The following is an 18292-nucleotide window of genomic DNA, read 5'->3' on the forward strand; positions in this document are numbered from 1 at the left end:
GCGAAACTATATTTTTAATCGACCACGAAATCCACGGGTCGCATAATAAGATTGGGCACCATTATGATAGGTAAAAACACGGCCATAACGGCTATCACAAAAAATTGCACCACCCAATTTACGCACATCTTCTGGCGTTTTAACCCAACTTGAAGTTTTTAAATCGAAATGCTCAACTGACTGTAACTGCCTATATTGCTCTTCTGTTAACAGTTCAATTCCGATAGCCTCAGCATTCTCAATAGCATTGTTTTCAGGTTTATGTTCCTTGCGCGCATCTAAAGCCGCACGATCATAACACAGGCTTCTACGCCCTTTTGGCGTTTCCACAGCACAATCATAGAACACAATTTCAGATGCTGTCATATCAAACGAAACCACATCTGGCTCTCCACCCGTATCTTCCATTTGGTTAAGAGACCATAACTTTCCTGGTTGCTGTTGTAATCGATCTTCGATATCGGACCAATTCAAGTCTTTGTGACGATGCATATTTTTTTCAAAACGCTTTTTCAAGATTTCTAGTAACACTGTAGCTTGTTCAGGCTCTAACTTTTTACTCTTGGTCATTTTTATACTCTAGATTTTATGATTACACTGAACGGCCATCAAAATGGTTGATCTTGATGCTTTCCAAATCAAGATCATCAATACACCTTATATTAATGGCATACATCTGCTTGCCTTTTGCATCAATTCCAGTTGCATAAGGATGAATACCACAGGTATTACAAAAATGATGGTCGATCACATGTTTATTAAATTGATAGCTCGCTAATGCGTTCTCTTGAACGGAGATGTCGACTTGATCCGTAGGCAAGAACCACAATAAAGAACCCTTTCTCTGACAAATCGAACAGTTACATGACAAAGCCTCGGTTAACTCACCCTGTGCCACAAAGGAAATTTTTCCACAGTGACAACTTCCCTTATATTCCATTTTGTTTTCCTTTCTTATCTTTTTCTTCTCTATTAAACAAAGCTGTTTAACTTCTGTCCAGTTAGTTTGGTTACTTGTTTAGCGATAAGGAAATGTAAGTTGATACCGCCATTGATATTCCAATCGAGCTAAAGTGCCAACAAAAATAGCTTCTCCACCAATATGAATCATGGCTAAAATCGTCATTTCATCCCAAAACATGCCCAACATGATTAAGCAAGCCATAACCCAAATGACATTCGCAATCACAAGAATATTAATAAGCAGAAGAGATCTTTTTCTATAATTCGCTAATGTAAATGAATAACATGCATACAATAGATTAATGCAACCAATGAAAATGACGACATGCCTAGGTAAATGATACAACTGGCTGAACCACTTACTCGCAAACAAGACGACGAGGCCTGCGAATCCAGCTGCGCCGCAATCTACCCACAAAATATTCTTTACAATATTCATGCTTGAATGCTCTTCTGCTTTAGTTTTTAGAACAAGCCAACCATTTTTTTTATTTACAACTTTTTTATTTCTAACAGAAATACTAATTCCAAAAATGGTCACAGTGCTGACACTTTGTTCCATGTTGATAAGAAAATAGAGGGAATCCAAGCAATAAAAAAACCAAATATGCAGGCCTTTTTCCTTCCGTATAGGGCTTTATATCTGTACTTCCACACTTGGGACAGCATTCGCTTGAACCGAACTCTTGTTCTAATTCTTGGCTAAAATCTTGTGCGAGAATCGCCTTTGCTTCCTCTACATAACTTTCTGGAACCAATAACTGAACACCACCTAATGCATTGGAATAAAGCCAATCCATATTAATAGTATGTTCATTCTCAATACGTACTGGAATCTCAGATGCCTCTAATTAAGTTTTGGCAATCTGAGCCTCGTAGGGAAAAGAATACGTTTCAGCGACAACCCATTGCATAAGAATAACTAATAGGGATAAAACTGAATTCTAATCTCAACTCATTTAAGTGTATATTGCAAAAATATATTCATATACTGCACTCAGCAATACCTTGTTATGTATTTTCGCTGTGAAATTTTTCCCATGCTATGGATTCTATATTGCCAGTCAGTTCATTTGATTGCTCATCAAATAGCTTATACATGATTTGATGCTGACCAATTGATGCACCGCCCTCAAGACCTAGTAAGACGGTATATAGTGCATCGGTTAAAGCCTCCGAAACAATTTTTTCAGTTAAATTAATTTGTTCATTATTCATTCCAGATTTTTCTAATAAATCAATTCGTGATGTGTCGGAATCAATAGTAAAGTAGCTCCGAACGAGCTCATCCCTTAAGTCTTTAAATTCCTGTACGAATTCTTCTGAGGTAATAGAAACATTATTATTAATCATTTAAATTCAACCTATTTTTCTGTTCAGCATATAGTCTTGTTATACATTTTTCCATTCAATCATAGGGGTATTTTTCTTTTCATCTATGCAATAAAAAACACCCCCTCTGCGTTAGCGGAGGGGGTGTTAGTATTTAAAAGCTGGCGATGACTTACTCTCACATGGCAAGTGCCACACTACCATCAGCGCTAAGAGGTTTCACTTCTGAGTTCGGGAAGGGATCAGGTGGTTCACTCTTGCTATTGTCGCCAGCAAACTGTTGTGGTGCTTTCGGGTCTTATTTGTAGTGTATTCACCACATGCCTTACTTACGATCCAAAGAGTTATTAACGGATTAGATTATTGAGTCGAAGTTTATTGCTTAGCAATCACTAAATCAAGTTCTTTGTTCAAGATCAGGTTCAACTGATCTTTTATGAATCGATTATCAGCTTTACATACAACTGCTTGGGTGTTGTATAGTCAAGCCTCACGAGCAATTAGTATTGGTCAGCTTCACACGTCACCGTGCTTCCACACCCAACCTATCAACGTCCTAGTCTCGAACGGCTCTTTAGAGGAATAAATTCCTAGGGAAATCTTATCTTGAGGTAGGCTTCCCGCTTAGATGCTTTCAGCGGTTATCCCTTCCGAACATAGCTACCCGGCGATGCGACTGGCGTCACAACCGGTACACCAGAGGTTCGTCCACTCTGGTCCTCTCGTACTAGGAGCAGATCCTCTCAAATTTCCAGCGCCCACGGTAGATAGGGACCGAACTGTCTCACGACGTTCTAAACCCAGCTCGCGTACCTCTTTAAATGGCGAACAGCCATACCCTTGGGACCTGCTTCAGCCCCAGGATGAGATGAGCCGACATCGAGGTGCCAAACACCGCCGTCGATATGAACTCTTGGGCGGTATCAGCCTGTTATCCCCAGAGTACCTTTTATCCGTTGAGCGATGGCCCTTCCATACAGAACCACCGGATCACTAAGACCTACTTTCGTACCTGCTCGACTTGTGGGTCTCGCAGTTAAGCGCGCTTTTGCCTTTATACTCTACGCGTGATTTCCGACCACGCTGAGCGCACCTTCGTACTCCTCCGTTACTCTTTAGGAGGAGACCGCCCCAGTCAAACTACCCACCAGACATGGTCCTCGCCCCGGATTACGGGGCAGAGTTAGAACCTCAACATTACCAGGGTGGTATTTCAAGGACGGCTCCATTGGAACTAGCGTTCCAACTTCAAAGCCTCCCACCTATCCTACACAAGTAAGGTCAAAGTTCAATGTCAAGCTGCAGTAAAGGTTCACGGGGTCTTTCCGTCTAGCCGCGGGTACACCGCATCTTCACGGCGAATTCGATTTCACTGAGCCTCTGCTGGAGACAGCGCCGCCATCATTATGCCATTCGTGCAGGTCGGAACTTACCCGACAAGGAATTTCGCTACCTTAGGACCGTTATAGTTACGGCCGCCGTTTACTGGGGCTTCGATCAAGAGCTTCGCTTACGCTAACCCCATCAATTAACCTTCCAGCACCGGGCAGGCATCACACCCTATACGTCCACTTTCGTGTTTGCAGAGTGCTATGTTTTTAATAAACAGTTGCAGCGGCCTGGTTTCTGTGGCTGCCAATAGCTCAGGGAGCAAGTCCCATCACCGTCAGCAGCGTACCTTCTCCCGAAGTTACGGTACCATTTTGCCTAGTTCCTTCAGCAGAGTTCTCTCAAGCGCTTTGGTCTACTCGACCTGACCACCTGTGTCGGTTTCGGGTACGATTCCTGTGTAACTGAAGCTTAGAGACTTTTCCTGGAAGCATGGTATCAGCCACTTCACTGTACAAGTACAGCTTGCTATCAGCTCTCAGCATAGAGCACCCCGGATTTGCCTAAGATGCATGCCTACTGCCTTCCACCTGGACAACCAACGCCAGGCTGACTTAACCTTCTCCGTCCTCTCATCGCATTACACAGAAGTATTGGAATATTAACCAATTTCCCATCGACTACGCCTCTCGGCCTCGCCTTAGGGGTCGACTCACCCAGCCCCGATTAACGTTGGACTGGAACCCTTGGTCTTTCAGCGAACGGGTTTTTCACCCGTTTTGTCGTTACTCACGTCAGCATTCGCACTTCTGATACCTCCAGCATACTTCTCAATACACCTTCATCGGCTTACAGAACGCTCCCCTACCACTTACGCTAATGCGTAAATCCGCAGCTTCGGCACATAGTTTTAGCCCCGTTACATCTTCCGCGCAGGCCGACTCGACTAGTGAGCTATTACGCTTTCTTTAAAGGGTGGCTGCTTCTAAGCCAACCTCCTAGCTGTCTATGCCTTCCCACATCGTTTCCCACTTAACTATGATTTTGGGGCCTTAGCTGGCGGTCTGGATTGTTTTCCTCTTGACTACGGACGTTAGCACCCGCAGTCTGTCTCCCGGATAGTACTCATTGGTATTCGGAGTTTGCATCGGTTTGGTAAGTCGGGATGACCCCCTAGCCGAAACAGTGCTCTACCCCCAATGGTATTCGTCCGAGGCGCTACCTAAATAGCTTTCGGGGAGAACCAGCTATCACCAGGCTTGATTAGCCTTTCACCCCTATCCACAAGTCATCCCCTGGCTTTTCAACGACAGTGGGTTCGGTCCTCCAGTTAGTGTTACCCAACCTTCAACCTGCTCATGGATAGATCGCCTGGTTTCGGGTCTATACCCAGCAACTAAACGCCCTATTAAGACTCGATTTCTCTACGGCTCCCCTATTCGGTTAACCTCGCTACTGAATATAAGTCGCTGACCCATTATACAAAAGGTACGCAGTCACCGAACAAGTCGGCTCCCACTGCTTGTATGCATGCGGTTTCAGGATCTATTTCACTCCCCTCACAGGGGTTCTTTTCGCCTTTCCCTCACGGTACTGGTTCACTATCGGTCAGTCAGGAGTATTTAGCCTTGGAGGATGGTCCCCCCATATTCAGACAAGGTTTCACGTGCCTCGCCCTACTCGTCATCATTGTGTGTGCCCTTTCGTGTACGGGAATATCACCCTCTACGTTCGCACTTCCCAGAGCGTTCCACTAGAACACACACAACTTAATGGGCTGCTCCCCGTTCGCTCGCCGCTACTAAGGGAATCTCAATTGATTTCTTTTCCTAAGGGTACTGAGATGTTTCACTTCCCCTCGTTCGCTTCATAAGCCTATGTATTCAGCTTATGATACCCGCCTTATAGCGGGTGGGTTCCCCCATTCAGAAATCTCCGGATCAAAGGATATTTGCCGCCTCCCCGGAGCTTATCGCAGGCTATTACGTCTTTCATCGCCTCTGACTGCCAAGGCATCCACCACATGCACTTAATTACTTGACTATACAACCCCAAACAGTCGTTAACACATACAAGTGAGTGTTATCGTTGCAAACTTAATTGCTACTATCTGTTGTCCTGTGAATTTAATCACCGTACAGCTTCAATCTAATTCATATACCAAAACGCTTGATTCAGTTAATTTGCTAGTTCTCAGATTAAATATGTTCTTAACAATTACTTGTTAAGCTTATATCTAATCGAGTTTGAACAATTTATTTCAGACTCAATTTTCTAATCTGTTAATGATTAACTACCACCTCGTCGGTGCGTAGTAAACTGTGATAAATCACAGAACTTAATAAACCAAGACCATGCGATCTTCTTGTTTACTAAATTCTATAAGCTATCTTTGGAATTTAACTTTAGTTTCTTACATTACTTCGTAATGTGTGGTGGAGACTAGGAGAGTCGAACTCCTGACCTCCTGCGTGCAAAGCAGGCGCTCTACCAACTAAGCTAAGTCCCCAGCTTATCATTTAATGAACGATATATCTTTCAATCTAAGCTACTGCAATCAGATTTGGTGGGTCTGACAAGACTTGAACTTGTGACCCCACGCTTATCAAGCGTGTGCTCTAACCAACTGAGCTACAGACCCTCAGATACATCTTCGAAGAACAACTTGTTGTGGATTCTTACCGGTCACCAATCTTTCGTTAAGGAGGTGATCCAGCCGCAGGTTCCCCTACGGCTACCTTGTTACGACTTCACCCCAGTCATCGGCCACACCGTGGTAAGCGTCCTCCTTGCGGTTAGACTACCTACTTCTGGTGCAACAAACTCCCATGGTGTGACGGGCGGTGTGTACAAGGCCCGGGAACGTATTCACCGCGGCATTCTGATCCGCGATTACTAGCGATTCCGACTTCATGGAGTCGAGTTGCAGACTCCAATCCGGACTACGATCGGCTTTTTGAGATTAGCATCCTATCGCTAGGTAGCAACCCTTTGTACCGACCATTGTAGCACGTGTGTAGCCCTGGCCGTAAGGGCCATGATGACTTGACGTCGTCCCCGCCTTCCTCCAGTTTGTCACTGGCAGTATCCTTAAAGTTCCCGACATTACTCGCTGGCAAATAAGGAAAAGGGTTGCGCTCGTTGCGGGACTTAACCCAACATCTCACGACACGAGCTGACGACAGCCATGCAGCACCTGTATCTAGATTCCCGAAGGCACCAATCCATCTCTGGAAAGTTTCTAGTATGTCAAGGCCAGGTAAGGTTCTTCGCGTTGCATCGAATTAAACCACATGCTCCACCGCTTGTGCGGGCCCCCGTCAATTCATTTGAGTTTTAGTCTTGCGACCGTACTCCCCAGGCGGTCTACTTATCGCGTTAGCTGCGCCACTAAAGCCTCAAAGGCCCCAACGGCTAGTAGACATCGTTTACGGCATGGACTACCAGGGTATCTAATCCTGTTTGCTCCCCATGCTTTCGTACCTCAGCGTCAGTATTAGGCCAGATGGCTGCCTTCGCCATCGGTATTCCTCCAGATCTCTACGCATTTCACCGCTACACCTGGAATTCTACCATCCTCTCCCATACTCTAGCTGACCAGTATCGAATGCAATTCCTAAGTTAAGCTCAGGGATTTCACATCCGACTTAATCAGCCGCCTACGCACGCTTTACGCCCAGTAAATCCGATTAACGCTCGCACCCTCTGTATTACCGCGGCTGCTGGCACAGAGTTAGCCGGTGCTTATTCTGCGAGTAACGTCCACTATCCTAGAGTATTAATCTAGGTAGCCTCCTCCTCGCTTAAAGTGCTTTACAACCAAAAGGCCTTCTTCACACACGCGGCATGGCTGGATCAGGCTTCCGCCCATTGTCCAATATTCCCCACTGCTGCCTCCCGTAGGAGTCTGGGCCGTGTCTCAGTCCCAGTGTGGCGGATCATCCTCTCAGACCCGCTACAGATCGTCGCCTTGGTAGGCCTTTACCCCACCAACTAGCTAATCCGACTTAGGCTCATCATTTAGCGCAAGGTCCGAAGATCCCCTGCTTTCTCCCGTAGGACGTATGCGGTATTAGCATTCCTTTCGGAATGTTGTCCCCCACTAAATGGCAGATTCCTAAGCATTACTCACCCGTCCGCCGCTAAGTGATAGTGCAAGCACCATCACTCCGCTCGACTTGCATGTGTTAAGCCTGCCGCCAGCGTTCAATCTGAGCCATGATCAAACTCTTCAGTTTAAAATCATTAGTAGCTTATGGCTACAAATCTTGGCTCATCAATTTTCTGACTAAAAATTCGCTCAAATAAACTTCGAGAAATTTCTACCATTCAATCAATGAAATATTTTCGATTGATCAACCAGTAAAAATCCACACAAGTTGTTCTTCTATTCTCTTAATGATCTTCTCGATGATTCGTCATCATCAAGCTAGGTCGGCTATATTACTCTAAATTTCTTTAAAGTCAACAGGTAATTTAGATATTTTCAAAACTTATTCTCAAACCCAAAAATTTAACCCTTAAGCCAAATCCTTGTTTCTAAACAAGTTTTTATCTGCATCACCGCCGATGGATGTGCATTCTACAGTATTTCAGACAGGGTGCAACCCCATTTTTCAAATTCTTTTAAATTATTAATCCAAGCGACTATTTTTTGAACTGATCAGTTACTTTTAATGCCTTTTCTTTGTGTTTAAGAACTTTTTTTAAACAATTAAGTCCAGTAGAATATGTCTCTTGCTTCACATTTTTTGGCACTTTTGATTGAAAATACGGTTTGGTGGTAAAAAAGCTCAACATTTGTTGCTTATCGCATTGTTTGCCGTAAGCCCGCTTTGTTATGCCATTTCAACGCATAACTTCTATGAGTTAGCTTTATCTATATTAAGTTATAGTAAATGGTCGAACACCAGTCGCCCAACAATTTGCGTGATTGATAACCAAGATGCAGCAAGTCAGTTTCAAGCCAATATTCGTCAGCTTGCTTATGAGTATCAAGTTCAGGCTGTGACTGCTAAAGACTTTCCCAAAACAGATTGTCATGTTGCCTATTTCACAGTGACGTCGCCGCAACAACAGCAAAATTTAATTCAGGCGTATCCGTCTCGCTCATTGCTTTCATTAAGTACCAATAACCCAGCCTGCGAAGTTGGAAGTATTTTCTGCTTATATAATAAGAAAACTTTTTCTACTTTTAAAGTGAACTTGGATGCATTGAGCTATTCCAAAGTACATATTGATCCTCGTGTTTTACTCTTAGCGAAGAATGCGGGGTAAACATCGTGATTTCAAACTTATATCAATCTACCTCCTTACACGCATTATTCCGAAAATCACAATTTGCGATCTTTGCGATTACTTTTGTCATTTGCTCTTTTACTTTTGCCACCATTTCGATGTTCACCATGGAAACCTATGCAAAACAGAATTTGCAGCTCTTAAGTCAAACTGTTTTAGAACGTGTGCAACCTGCAGTCGTGTTTAAAGATAAAGGGGCAATCGATCAAATCCTTGATGACTATACAAGTGAACATGCGATCCGTAGCATTCATGTGTATGACCCTCAGCAAAAATTATTAGCTGAAAGTACCAAAAAAGTCGCGCATACCTCAGTGATGCAGGATTTAATGGATCGATGGTTTTTACATGATCCAATTAAATTAATGGTCGTTCATCATAAAAAGAAAGTTGGAGAACTGGTACTCTATGGTAGTTCTGAGAATATTCTACATTTTCTAAAAACCATTATTATTGGTCTTGCGATTTCAATGTTTTTTATTGTGATTGCTTTACTTTGGTCAGTAAACATTACTTATCGCCAAATTATGCAAGCGATTAAACCCTTGACCCATATCGCACAATTGGTCAGTGATCAAAAAGCCTATAATTTACGCTTCCCCAGTAATCACATCCATGAATTTCAAAACTTAAACACGGTATTCAACGAACTTTTAGAAGAAATTCAAATTTGGCATACGCATCTGCAAAAAGAAAATCGACAGCTTTCTTTCCAGGCGCATCATGATCAGCTCACCAGCTTGCCGAATCGTCATTATTTTTACCAAGAATTATTTAATATTTTTGAAAACCCACAATACCGTCACAGCTCAGCCTTATTATTTATCGACAATAATAAGTTTAAAGTGATTAATGATGAATATGGACATTTAGCTGGAGATGCTGTTTTAAAAGAAATGGCATCTCGTTTAAGGCTTTCTGTCCGCTATGAAGATTTTATTGCCCGTTTAGGCGGTGATGAATTTGCGATCATTTTGCATTCAATTCACCATACAGATCATTTAAGGACAATTGCTGAAGGCGTGCTCGCAAGTTGCGAACAACCTTTAGAGTTTAACGGACAAACAATTCATTTCGGCTTTAGCTTAGGGGTTGCTTTTTCCCAGTTTGCAGAGAATCCAGAGGATTTGATTATGCAAGCCGATCAAGCCATGTATAAAGCTAAGAGTTTAAATCCACATTGGTTTCTTTATAAACCAGAAATTTAGGACATGTTATGCGCGCTCACACCATTAAAATTTCATTTATTGCGTTACTCTGCCTAACATTGGCTGGCTGCTTAAGTTTTGGCCCGTTGAAATATCGTCAGGTCAAAATGCTGAAGAAGGAAGGCTTCGTTCTAACGGATGAAGGCTGGACACTTGGTCTACCTGAACGTTTGTTATTTGATTTTAATAATGCAGAAATTAAACCAGAACATCAAAAAGAAATTGTTCGTTTGGCAACTCAATTGAACAAATATGACCTACAGAAATTAAAAATCGTAGGTCATACCGATGATATTGGTAATCCTGAGTACAACCAGAAACTCTCTGAAGAACGTGCTCAAAGTGTTTCAACCATCTTTGTTGCTCAAGGTTTCAAACAAAATAACTTAACTGTCGTTGGCCGTGGTTCACATCAGCCATTTGTTCCCAACACCTCTGATGAAAACCGTGCCAGCAATCGCCGCGTGAATGTCATCATCATTCCTTAATTTTTGTAAGCTCATAAAAAAGCCGACTTCATTTAGTCGGCTTTTTTATTTAAATCAATTCAATAATATCGATGGTTGGTGGGACACGAAAACGGAATGGCACACCAACCATCCCCGTCCCTACCGTAACAAAAACATCCGCATGTTCATGTGTATAGAAACCTTTCTTGTGTCCCAAAATAGACACCCGCTTCATAATATAACTGGTAATCCATGGCAGCTCGATCTGCCCGCCATGAGTGTGCCCCGAAAGCATCAATGGCCGTGTTGGTAATTCAGGTACCATATCTACTGTATCTGGGTTATGCGACAAAATCAGCCAAGGCTTGTCTTGAGGTAAATCTGGCATAAAGCGCATATTCGCCTTCCCTGCCCATAAATCTCCAATTCCGATCAAACGGAACTCATCAAAATCAACAATTTTCCCTTCAATATCTATCACGTTGTTTTGTTCGAGCGCCTTACTCAACAAGGCCTGAATTGGAGGGCCTGGATATTGTTCATCGTGATTGCCAGGTACCGAATAAACAGGTGCTTGAATTTGCTTTAAAATCTCCAGCTCCTGTACCAAACGATTTTCAGGTTCATAGGTCCAATCACCAGCCACCACAACCAAATCTGGCTGTTCTTGATTGAGTTTTTTCACAATGCTTTTTAATTGGCGCTCATGCCCTGAAAATAACCCAACATGCATATCTGCAACTAAAGCCACTTTAACTGGCTGGGTAAATTCACGTTTAGGATCTAAACGATATTGATGATATTTAACATGAACTTGATGGGGTTCTACAAAACGAGCATAGATCAGTACACTACTGAGCAATCCAATAAATGCAGCTTGATGTAAGCTGTAATATCCAACCCAACCTGCAAAAATGCTAAAAAACCAAAGTGGCACTAATAAATAAGACAGATAAAACGCCAGCAGATGCACAAAGGCTTTAAAAGGATGAATGGTTTCGGTCCGTGCTTGATGAACCCAAGCTTGAATAAATGCCCAAAATGCCAGAACAGCAAAAATAAGGTAAAAACCAATGATGATAGTATCTGAATTCGACATTACAGCCCTCTTTAACTTCACTTTAGGGACATACATCTCATCTTATATTTATCTTTTTCGATGAAATGGTATACTCGAGCCCAACTTTTAATCAGTAACGATTATGACGCAATTTTCTCATTTAAATAGCAAACATACAAAGATAAGTACAACCGCTTACAATAAAAATATGCTTGCGATTTATATCACGATTGCGCTCACGGCGACTGGTTGCAGTACCTTGCCTAAACATAAAATTGAACCTGTCATACAAACCACCACACAAATTGACACCTCACAAACCTCCTTAGCGCAAGTGATCAAACCCTTACAAGAACAGCATCCTGACCTGACAGGCTATCATGTTTTATATGAGCCCTTAGAGGCGTTGGCAGCCCGCCTTCGCCTGATAGACAAGGCCGAAAAAACCTTAGATTTACAATACTATATTTGGGACAATGACAAAGTAGGTGCATTGGCACTGCATGCGTTAATTCGTGCAGCGGATCGTGGTGTTCGGGTTCGATTGCTGATTGATGATAATAATGCGAAACATACTGAAGGCATTTTCTTCGCTTTAGCTCAGCACCCAAATATTGAAGTGAAACTCTTTAATCCTTATCGCTTTCGTAAGTATCGTGCCATTGATATGGTATTGGACTTAAAGCGAATCAACCGTCGTATGCACAATAAGAGTTTTATTGCCGATCATCAGGTCGCTTTGATTGGTGGTCGCAATATGACCAACCAATATTACAATGTCAGTGATACTTATCAATTTTCTGATGTCGATGTCATGCTGTTTGGCACCGCAGTCAATGATATCTCTCAATCATTTGATGATTACTGGAATCATGAATATGCCTATGACGTCAAAGAAGTGGTTAAAGAAAAATCTCATCGCTTGAGTTACGAAAGTTTAAAACAGCAGCTTGATGAGCACTATAAACGGGTTACGGTACAAAACTATTTAGATTTAACCAGTCGTTCCCAAGCTGTTGATGCTCTCATGGATCGTGATATTTCTCTCGATTGGGTCAAAGCAGAAGTGGTTAAGGACTCACCCGATAAAATTAAATCAAAAGCCAAAAAAGAAGAGCATCTTAACTTCCAGCTCATTAATCATTTGGAACAGCCTGAAAAGAATATCGATTTAATTTCTGCTTATTTTGTGCCTGAAAAGAAAGGGACGAAAATTTTAAGTGATTTGGCACAAGATGGTGTCGAAGTTAGAGTGTTGACCAATTCATTCAAAGCCAATGATGTTGCCGTCGTGCATGCATTTTATGGTAAATATCGCCAAGAATTACTTGAAAATGGCGTGCAACTTTATGAATTCTTACCTGCTTTAGATAAAAATGATTTAGATAAACATACCGAAGATTTGGCGAAAAAAGCCAAGGTCAACCTTAAGGGATTAAGCCGTTCAAGCCTGCATGCCAAGCTGATGGCCTTAGATGAAAAACAGGTTTTCATTGGCTCATTTAATTTTGATCCACGCTCGGCTTATTTGAATACCGAAATTGGGGTATTACTCAACAGCCCACCATTGGCACAAGCCGTACATACCACAATGGATCACAATCTAAAGACTTACGCCTATCGCTTGGTATTGGATGCCAACAAGAACATCACTTGGCAGCGTGAAACGCCACAAGGTCCTTTGATCTATACCAAAGAACCGAAAATGAAATGGTGGCAAAGAGCTGGGATGAAAATCATCTCATGGTTACCTATTGAAGGTTTTATGTAGTTTCAAGTGTTTCTGGCAATACCGTCAGTACTTTCCGTTGCAATTGTGCCAAACCTGCTCGCATCTGGCGATCCACTTCTTTGGTTAAACTCTCAACCGTATGACCTTCTACAGGAATGGCAGGCAATGTCATTAAATGTGCAGTCACTTGCGGCATTTCTAAAACACGTTGTACATGCTCTGCAAAGGTCATCTCTCCAATAAACGGTGCCACTAAATCCAGTTCACCTTGTTGATTGACATAGCAAATCACACAAATCTGTACTGGTCGTTGCGCTTCGATTGCAGCACCAAGTAACCGCCCATGTACTTTCTTGACTTTGCTACCATCAGTCGTGGTTGCTTCAGGAAAGAATAGAACAGGAATATCTTGTTTTAAAAACGCTGCAATTTGCTCACGAATTCGGATTGAATCACCAGAGCCACGCTTAATAAACAGAGTACCGCCACCTTTTGCCAAATTGCCTAAAATAGGCCACTTTTCGACTTCGGCTTTGGCCAAGAAAAAGATCCGTGCGCCCGACCCCAAAACTGCGACATCCAACCAAGAAATATGGTTACTGACCCATAATGCAGGTTCACGCGGAATCGTCCCATGAACCTGAACTTCAATATTGAATACTTCACATAAGCGACGACAGAAATACTGCACATAGCGTGTATTTACAGGATTATTCGGATCTTTATATAAACCATGACGGTAAATGAGATAAAAGCCTTCACCGATCGTCTCTAGACCAGAGGCTAATTTTTTACTGTATAAACTAAATTTCGAAAACAAACTTAATGGTGTGTTATTTACTGCTGTTGCTTGTTGAGTCATAAATTATTAAAACCGTACGCATATATGCACGAATGCATTGAATTCACCTGTTATATCATGACCATATCAGCTTGTAGAAGTTTCCACGATAACAAAAAACGAATGTGAGCATAATTTTTTTCAATTTTAAAAGATTTATCAGATCAAATATTATAAATAAATCGAATTAATAGATTAATAAGGTGATGTGATGAACCCACAAACCACGACATCTGAATCCCAAACTACGATTCCATATGGCTATGCTTTGAGAATGTTTTTGGGGTGGTCAATTTTATACATGGGAACCTTGGTCGGATTCATAGAGCTTTTACGTCGTAATGTCATATAAGTCGAGTAAGTCTTTGCCCTTTGCTTGAAGTTTATTCTAGAATAAGACTTTAAGTATCAGGATTACAGAACAGCGTGGAAAATTTTGAGCAGCGTCAAAGTGGTGAACGGGCAATATTAGTCAGTGTGTCTGTTCAACTGCTCGATGATCTTGATGCTGAAGAGTTTCGATTGCTCGCTCAATCTGCTGGTGCTGAAATCCTTGAACATATTTCTGTGCAACGCAATAGACCTGACCCTAAATTTTTTATTGGTTCAGGTAAAGTCGAGGAGATTGCTGAGTTAGTCCAATATCTCGAAGCAGAGTTGGTCATTTTTGACCATTCCCTCTCCCCTGCTCAAGAACGAAATTTGGAACGCATCCTCAAGTGCCGTGTGATTGACCGTACGGGCTTAATTCTGGACATTTTCGCCTTACGTGCCCGAACCCATGAAGGTAAATTGCAAGTTGAATTGGCTCAGCTCAAACATTTATCAACTCGCTTAATTCGTGGCTTTACAGGCAACCTTGAACAACAAAAAGGGGGGATTGGGTTACGTGGTCCAGGTGAATCTCAACTGGAAACAGACCGCCGCTTGATTCGAGTGCGGATTACTCAGCTCAAAGATAAACTGGTTAAAGTACAACAAACGCGTTTACAAGGACGCGCCGCGCGACAAAAAGCCGCCATTCCAACCATCTCGTTAGTCGGCTATACCAACGCGGGAAAATCAACTCTATTTAATATTCTAGCCAAAAGTGATGTCTATGCTGCCGATCAACTGTTTGCGACGCTCGATCCAACCTTACGTCGTTTAGACTGGGATGGTGTCGGTACGGTAGTACTGGCAGATACCGTAGGCTTCGTACGTAATTTACAACATGATCTGGTTGAATCTTTCAAAGCAACCTTAGAAGAAACCTTAGAAGCAACCTTGCTGTTACACATTATTGATAGCAGTAGCCCCAACATGTCTGAACAGATTGAAGCCGTAGAATCTGTACTTAAAGAAATTGGTGCTGATGCGCCTATTTTGCATGTTTACAATAAAATTGATCTCAGCGGTGATGCTGCCAAAATTATTTATAAGACAAAGGACTTACCTGATCGAGTCTATGTTTCAGCCCATGCTGGGCAAGGACTTGAACTGCTTAGCCAAGCGGTACAACAATGTCTGATGGGGCAGTTACAACAGTTTGACTTAGTGCTCAAACCTGCTTACGGTAAACTACGCACACAACTTTATACCCTGAATGTGATTCAGTCTGAACATTATGATGAGCAAGGCGACCTGCATTTATCGGTATGTATTGCTCCACATAAATTAGAGCAACTCATTAAACAGGCACATTTGCCATTAGACGAAATTCTTGGAAAAAAAGCTTCCCAATTTCAGCGACCTTTGGAAGAATTTGAGATCGATCATCCAATACCTTAATTGCAATCAGCCATCGTTCGAATAGACGAGAGTAAAAAGAAAATGAAACATATTGATTGGACAGCTTGGTTTGCCACGATTTTATTAATCATCGTCTATCGTGAAGGGGCTGTCGCAATCACAAAAGCCTTAGGTCACCCTGAGCTGGGTAATTTGGTTGGACTTATAGGCTTATTGCTCACCTTATTAATCTGGAGAAGATTCAGAAAAATCTCTAATCGTCTCATTGATACCAACAACAAAATTTTGAAAGAAAGTGCCTTTGCCTTTCTCCCCATTTGTGCAGGTTCATTAATTATGCTGGTACATATGGGCAAAGAAATTCCTGCATTTTTATTTATCTTAACGTTCAGTACATTATTGCCATTATGGATTTATGCCAAAATGGCGAAGCGTTGGTTATAAGGAGCTGATCTATGTCGATGGTTATCTATGGCTTCATCATTACCCTGATTAGTTACCTTATTGCAAAACCACTCAATCAAAAAATGCCTCAGGTTCCACTGATTGTGTTCGGCATGTTTATTGTGATTGCCTTCTTGGCCATTTTTGGTATTCCTTATCAACAATACATGGATAACGTCAATGGGGTTTTCAATCATCTACTTGGCTATGTGACCGTTGCCTTGGCAATTCCTTTGGCTGCGATGCGCTATGATGACCTACCACTGAAATCGATGATTGGCATTCTTTGCTTTGCCAGCATCAGTGCGGTTGCCTTACCCATGGGACTGGCTTATTTGCTGCATATGTCTGAACCTACCATTATGGCTTTTGCAACCCGTGCCGTGACCACACCGATCGCTTTAAACATTGCAACTCTGCTACATGCGCCATTAATGATGGTCACTCTGATTGTCATTTTATCAGGTGTGATTGGTGCAGCTTTCTCGCCATGGATTCTCAAACATATCCATGATGAACGCGCTTCGGGTCTCGCTTTAGGTTTGGCAGCACATGCGATTGGTACAGCTCAAGCTTGGCAACGTGGTCCTGTCACTGGCCGTTATGCAGCCTTCGGTATGGCAGTAAATGGTGTATTTACAGCCATTTGGCTACCGACCTTTATTCTATCTTTATCTTAATATTTGCCTCAAATATCACATAAAGATTGAACTAGTTGTCAGATATCCTCCATAATGTAAGCTTAAACGTTAAAAGGATTTTTAATGATGAGCAAACAATTATTAGGTGCGTTACTTTTATCTGCGGTGAGCAGTTTTACTTTTGCAGAGGATATTACGGGGCTCTGGCAAAGTATTGATGACAAGACGGGGGCGCCTAAAGCATTAGTTGAAATTCGCAAAGAAGCAAATGGAACTTATGCAGGCAAAGTAGTTAAAATCACGCCACGTACAGGCTATACACCAAAAGAAACCTGTGTAGATTGTCCTGCACCTTATACCAACAAACCGATCGTCGGTTTAGATGTGGTTACAGGATTGAAATATAGCCAAGGTTTAAACTATACCAATGGTCGTATTTTAGATCCAAATACTGGCAAAATTTACAGTATGAAAGCCAAGTTAAGTGCAAATGGCAAACGCTTACATTTACGTGGCTATTTAGGGGTCTCTGCATTGGGCCGTAATCAAATCTGGATTCGCGCAGAGTAAAGCGGATGATGTGTCTCTAGTGCGTACCTCTCTTTGATCAATTTGATCTCGGTTCTGTATCAAAAGCTTCTTCATCCAGTGAAGAAGCTTTTTCATTATCAGTATAAAAAATTGTTGAAACTTCAATTATTAAAAATTTACAACTGTAAAATAATGATTGAATCTGTGATTAGAAATCCGAAATAATAGCGAGATACATGGCAGCAAGGAGGCTTTCACATGAACATCCCGCAAAAACTGGTTTCTTTTTTCTTCCTATTAACCCTCAGTCATTTTACTTTTGCCCAAGACATTACAGGAATCTGGCAAAGCGTTGATGATGTAACAGGTGCCCCCAAAGGACAGGTTGAAATTACCCAAGAAGCAGATGGTTCTTATACAGGTAAAATCATCAAAATTACCCCACGTACAGGCTATACCCCCAAAGAATTTTGTACTGGTTGTCCTGCCCCTTATACCAATAAACCGATTTTAGGTTTAAATGCCATTACCAAACTGAAGCATAAAAAAGATCTGACTTATACCGGTGGGAAAATCTTGGATCCAAATAGTGGGCGTGTGTATAGCTTGACGGCAAAACTCAGCACCAATGGGCAACGTTTACACCTACGCGGTTATGTCGGTGTCTCTGTATTAGGACGCAGTCAAATCTGGATTCGTGCCAATTAAAGTGAATCAGACATAAAAAAAGCCC

The 18292-nt window shown here is 42.1% G+C and carries 16 protein-coding genes, 2 tRNA genes, 3 rRNA genes and 1 pseudogene; 10 read left to right on the forward strand and 12 right to left on the reverse strand.

Annotated features, from left to right (window positions below):
- Positions 1 to 6 precede the first annotated feature (6 nt).
- The 10 genes and pseudogenes from F887_RS02570 to F887_RS02535 form a co-directional block, all read right to left on the reverse strand.
- Complete coding sequence (locus F887_RS02570) at positions 7 to 570, reverse strand: DUF4256 domain-containing protein (RefSeq protein WP_005296929.1); 564 nt, start codon at positions 568 to 570, stop codon at positions 7 to 9.
- A 22-nt stretch (positions 571 to 592) separates the two neighbouring features.
- Positions 593 to 940: a GFA family protein gene (locus tag F887_RS02565; RefSeq protein WP_005296931.1), complete on the reverse strand. Its 348-nt coding sequence runs from the start codon at positions 938 to 940 to the stop codon at positions 593 to 595.
- 78 nt (positions 941 to 1018) lie between these two features.
- Positions 1019 to 1525, reverse strand: a complete 507-nt coding sequence (locus F887_RS0118055; protein ID WP_005296934.1) for a hypothetical protein — start codon at positions 1523 to 1525, stop codon at positions 1019 to 1021.
- Positions 1485 to 1877, reverse strand: a pseudogene (locus F887_RS0118060) (DUF2007 domain-containing protein). The gene F887_RS0118055 and the pseudogene F887_RS0118060 overlap by 41 nt, the downstream one beginning before the upstream one ends.
- A gap of 97 nt (positions 1878 to 1974) precedes the next feature.
- Positions 1975 to 2316, reverse strand: a complete 342-nt coding sequence (locus F887_RS02560; RefSeq protein WP_005296941.1) for a hypothetical protein — start codon at positions 2314 to 2316, stop codon at positions 1975 to 1977.
- A gap of 138 nt (positions 2317 to 2454) precedes the next feature.
- Positions 2455 to 2569, reverse strand: a 5S ribosomal RNA gene (rrf, locus tag F887_RS02555).
- A gap of 205 nt (positions 2570 to 2774) precedes the next feature.
- Positions 2775 to 5667, reverse strand: a 23S ribosomal RNA gene (locus F887_RS02550).
- Positions 5668 to 6057: 390 nt separating this feature from the next.
- A tRNA-Ala gene (locus tag F887_RS02545) sits at positions 6058 to 6133 on the reverse strand.
- A gap of 55 nt (positions 6134 to 6188) precedes the next feature.
- Positions 6189 to 6265: transfer RNA gene (locus F887_RS02540), tRNA-Ile, on the reverse strand.
- Positions 6266 to 6324: 59 nt separating this feature from the next.
- Positions 6325 to 7862 (reverse strand): 16S ribosomal RNA (locus tag F887_RS02535).
- Together the 16S, 23S and 5S rRNA genes with 2 tRNA genes alongside form the textbook arrangement of a ribosomal RNA operon.
- A gap of 565 nt (positions 7863 to 8427) precedes the next feature.
- On the opposite strand from F887_RS02535, the gene F887_RS02530 reads away from it, so the two are divergent.
- The 3 genes from F887_RS02530 to F887_RS02520 are packed head-to-tail and all read left to right on the forward strand — an operon-like array spanning position 8428 to position 10618.
- A complete protein-coding gene (locus F887_RS02530) occupies positions 8428 to 8901 on the forward strand; it encodes a regulatory sequestration protein YfiR (protein ID WP_032863186.1) in 474 nt (157 codons plus the stop codon).
- A 5-nt stretch (positions 8902 to 8906) separates the two neighbouring features.
- Entirely contained in the window at positions 8907 to 10130 is a 1224-nt protein-coding gene (locus F887_RS02525; RefSeq protein ID WP_005296947.1) for a diguanylate cyclase DgcN/YfiN, read from the forward strand.
- Positions 10131 to 10138: 8 nt separating this feature from the next.
- Positions 10139 to 10618 carry an outer membrane lipoprotein YfiB gene (locus F887_RS02520; RefSeq protein ID WP_005296950.1) on the forward strand — a complete coding sequence of 160 codons (480 nt, stop codon included), beginning with the start codon at positions 10139 to 10141 and terminating at the stop codon, positions 10616 to 10618.
- Positions 10619 to 10667: 49 nt separating this feature from the next.
- Here the strand turns inward: F887_RS02520 and F887_RS02515 are convergent, their stop codons facing one another.
- Positions 10668 to 11678: a metallophosphoesterase gene (locus F887_RS02515; RefSeq protein ID WP_005296952.1), complete on the reverse strand. Its 1011-nt coding sequence runs from the start codon at positions 11676 to 11678 to the stop codon at positions 10668 to 10670.
- A gap of 169 nt (positions 11679 to 11847) precedes the next feature.
- Here F887_RS02515 and F887_RS02510 point away from each other — a divergent pair, with 169 nt between their 5' ends.
- Positions 11848 to 13410: a phospholipase D family protein gene (locus F887_RS02510; RefSeq protein WP_228129828.1), complete on the forward strand. Its 1563-nt coding sequence runs from the start codon at positions 11848 to 11850 to the stop codon at positions 13408 to 13410.
- Here F887_RS02510 and F887_RS02505 read toward each other — a convergent pair.
- Positions 13403 to 14233: a lysophospholipid acyltransferase family protein gene (locus F887_RS02505; RefSeq protein ID WP_005296961.1), complete on the reverse strand. Its 831-nt coding sequence runs from the start codon at positions 14231 to 14233 to the stop codon at positions 13403 to 13405. The two genes, F887_RS02510 and F887_RS02505, sit on opposite strands and share 8 nt — an antisense overlap.
- 190 nt (positions 14234 to 14423) lie before the next feature.
- Here F887_RS02505 and F887_RS18695 point away from each other — a divergent pair, with 190 nt between their 5' ends.
- The 6 genes from F887_RS18695 to F887_RS02480 all read left to right on the forward strand — a co-directional run bounded on the left by F887_RS18695 (position 14424) and on the right by F887_RS02480 (position 18267).
- On the forward strand, positions 14424 to 14564 hold the full coding sequence (locus tag F887_RS18695) for a hypothetical protein (RefSeq protein ID WP_005146968.1): 141 nt from the start codon (positions 14424 to 14426) through the stop codon (positions 14562 to 14564).
- Positions 14565 to 14638: 74 nt separating this feature from the next.
- A complete protein-coding gene (gene hflX, locus F887_RS02500; RefSeq protein WP_005296963.1) occupies positions 14639 to 15982 on the forward strand; it encodes a ribosome rescue GTPase HflX in 1344 nt (447 codons plus the stop codon).
- Between the two features lie 42 nt (positions 15983 to 16024).
- Positions 16025 to 16387, forward strand: coding sequence for a hypothetical protein (locus F887_RS02495; RefSeq protein ID WP_005296966.1), 363 nt, complete (start codon positions 16025 to 16027; stop codon positions 16385 to 16387).
- Positions 16388 to 16398: 11 nt separating this feature from the next.
- Positions 16399 to 17067 carry an LrgB family protein gene (locus tag F887_RS02490; RefSeq protein WP_005185036.1) on the forward strand — a complete coding sequence of 223 codons (669 nt, stop codon included), beginning with the start codon at positions 16399 to 16401 and terminating at the stop codon, positions 17065 to 17067.
- 87 nt (positions 17068 to 17154) lie between these two features.
- Positions 17155 to 17598, forward strand: coding sequence for a DUF2147 domain-containing protein (locus tag F887_RS02485; RefSeq protein WP_032862993.1), 444 nt, complete (start codon positions 17155 to 17157; stop codon positions 17596 to 17598).
- 219 nt (positions 17599 to 17817) lie between these two features.
- Positions 17818 to 18267: a DUF2147 domain-containing protein gene (locus F887_RS02480; protein WP_005296970.1), complete on the forward strand. Its 450-nt coding sequence runs from the start codon at positions 17818 to 17820 to the stop codon at positions 18265 to 18267.
- Positions 18268 to 18292: the final 25 nt, after the last annotated feature.

This window comes from Acinetobacter sp. NIPH 2100 (assembly GCF_000369805.1).
Classification (GTDB): domain Bacteria; phylum Pseudomonadota; class Gammaproteobacteria; order Pseudomonadales; family Moraxellaceae; genus Acinetobacter.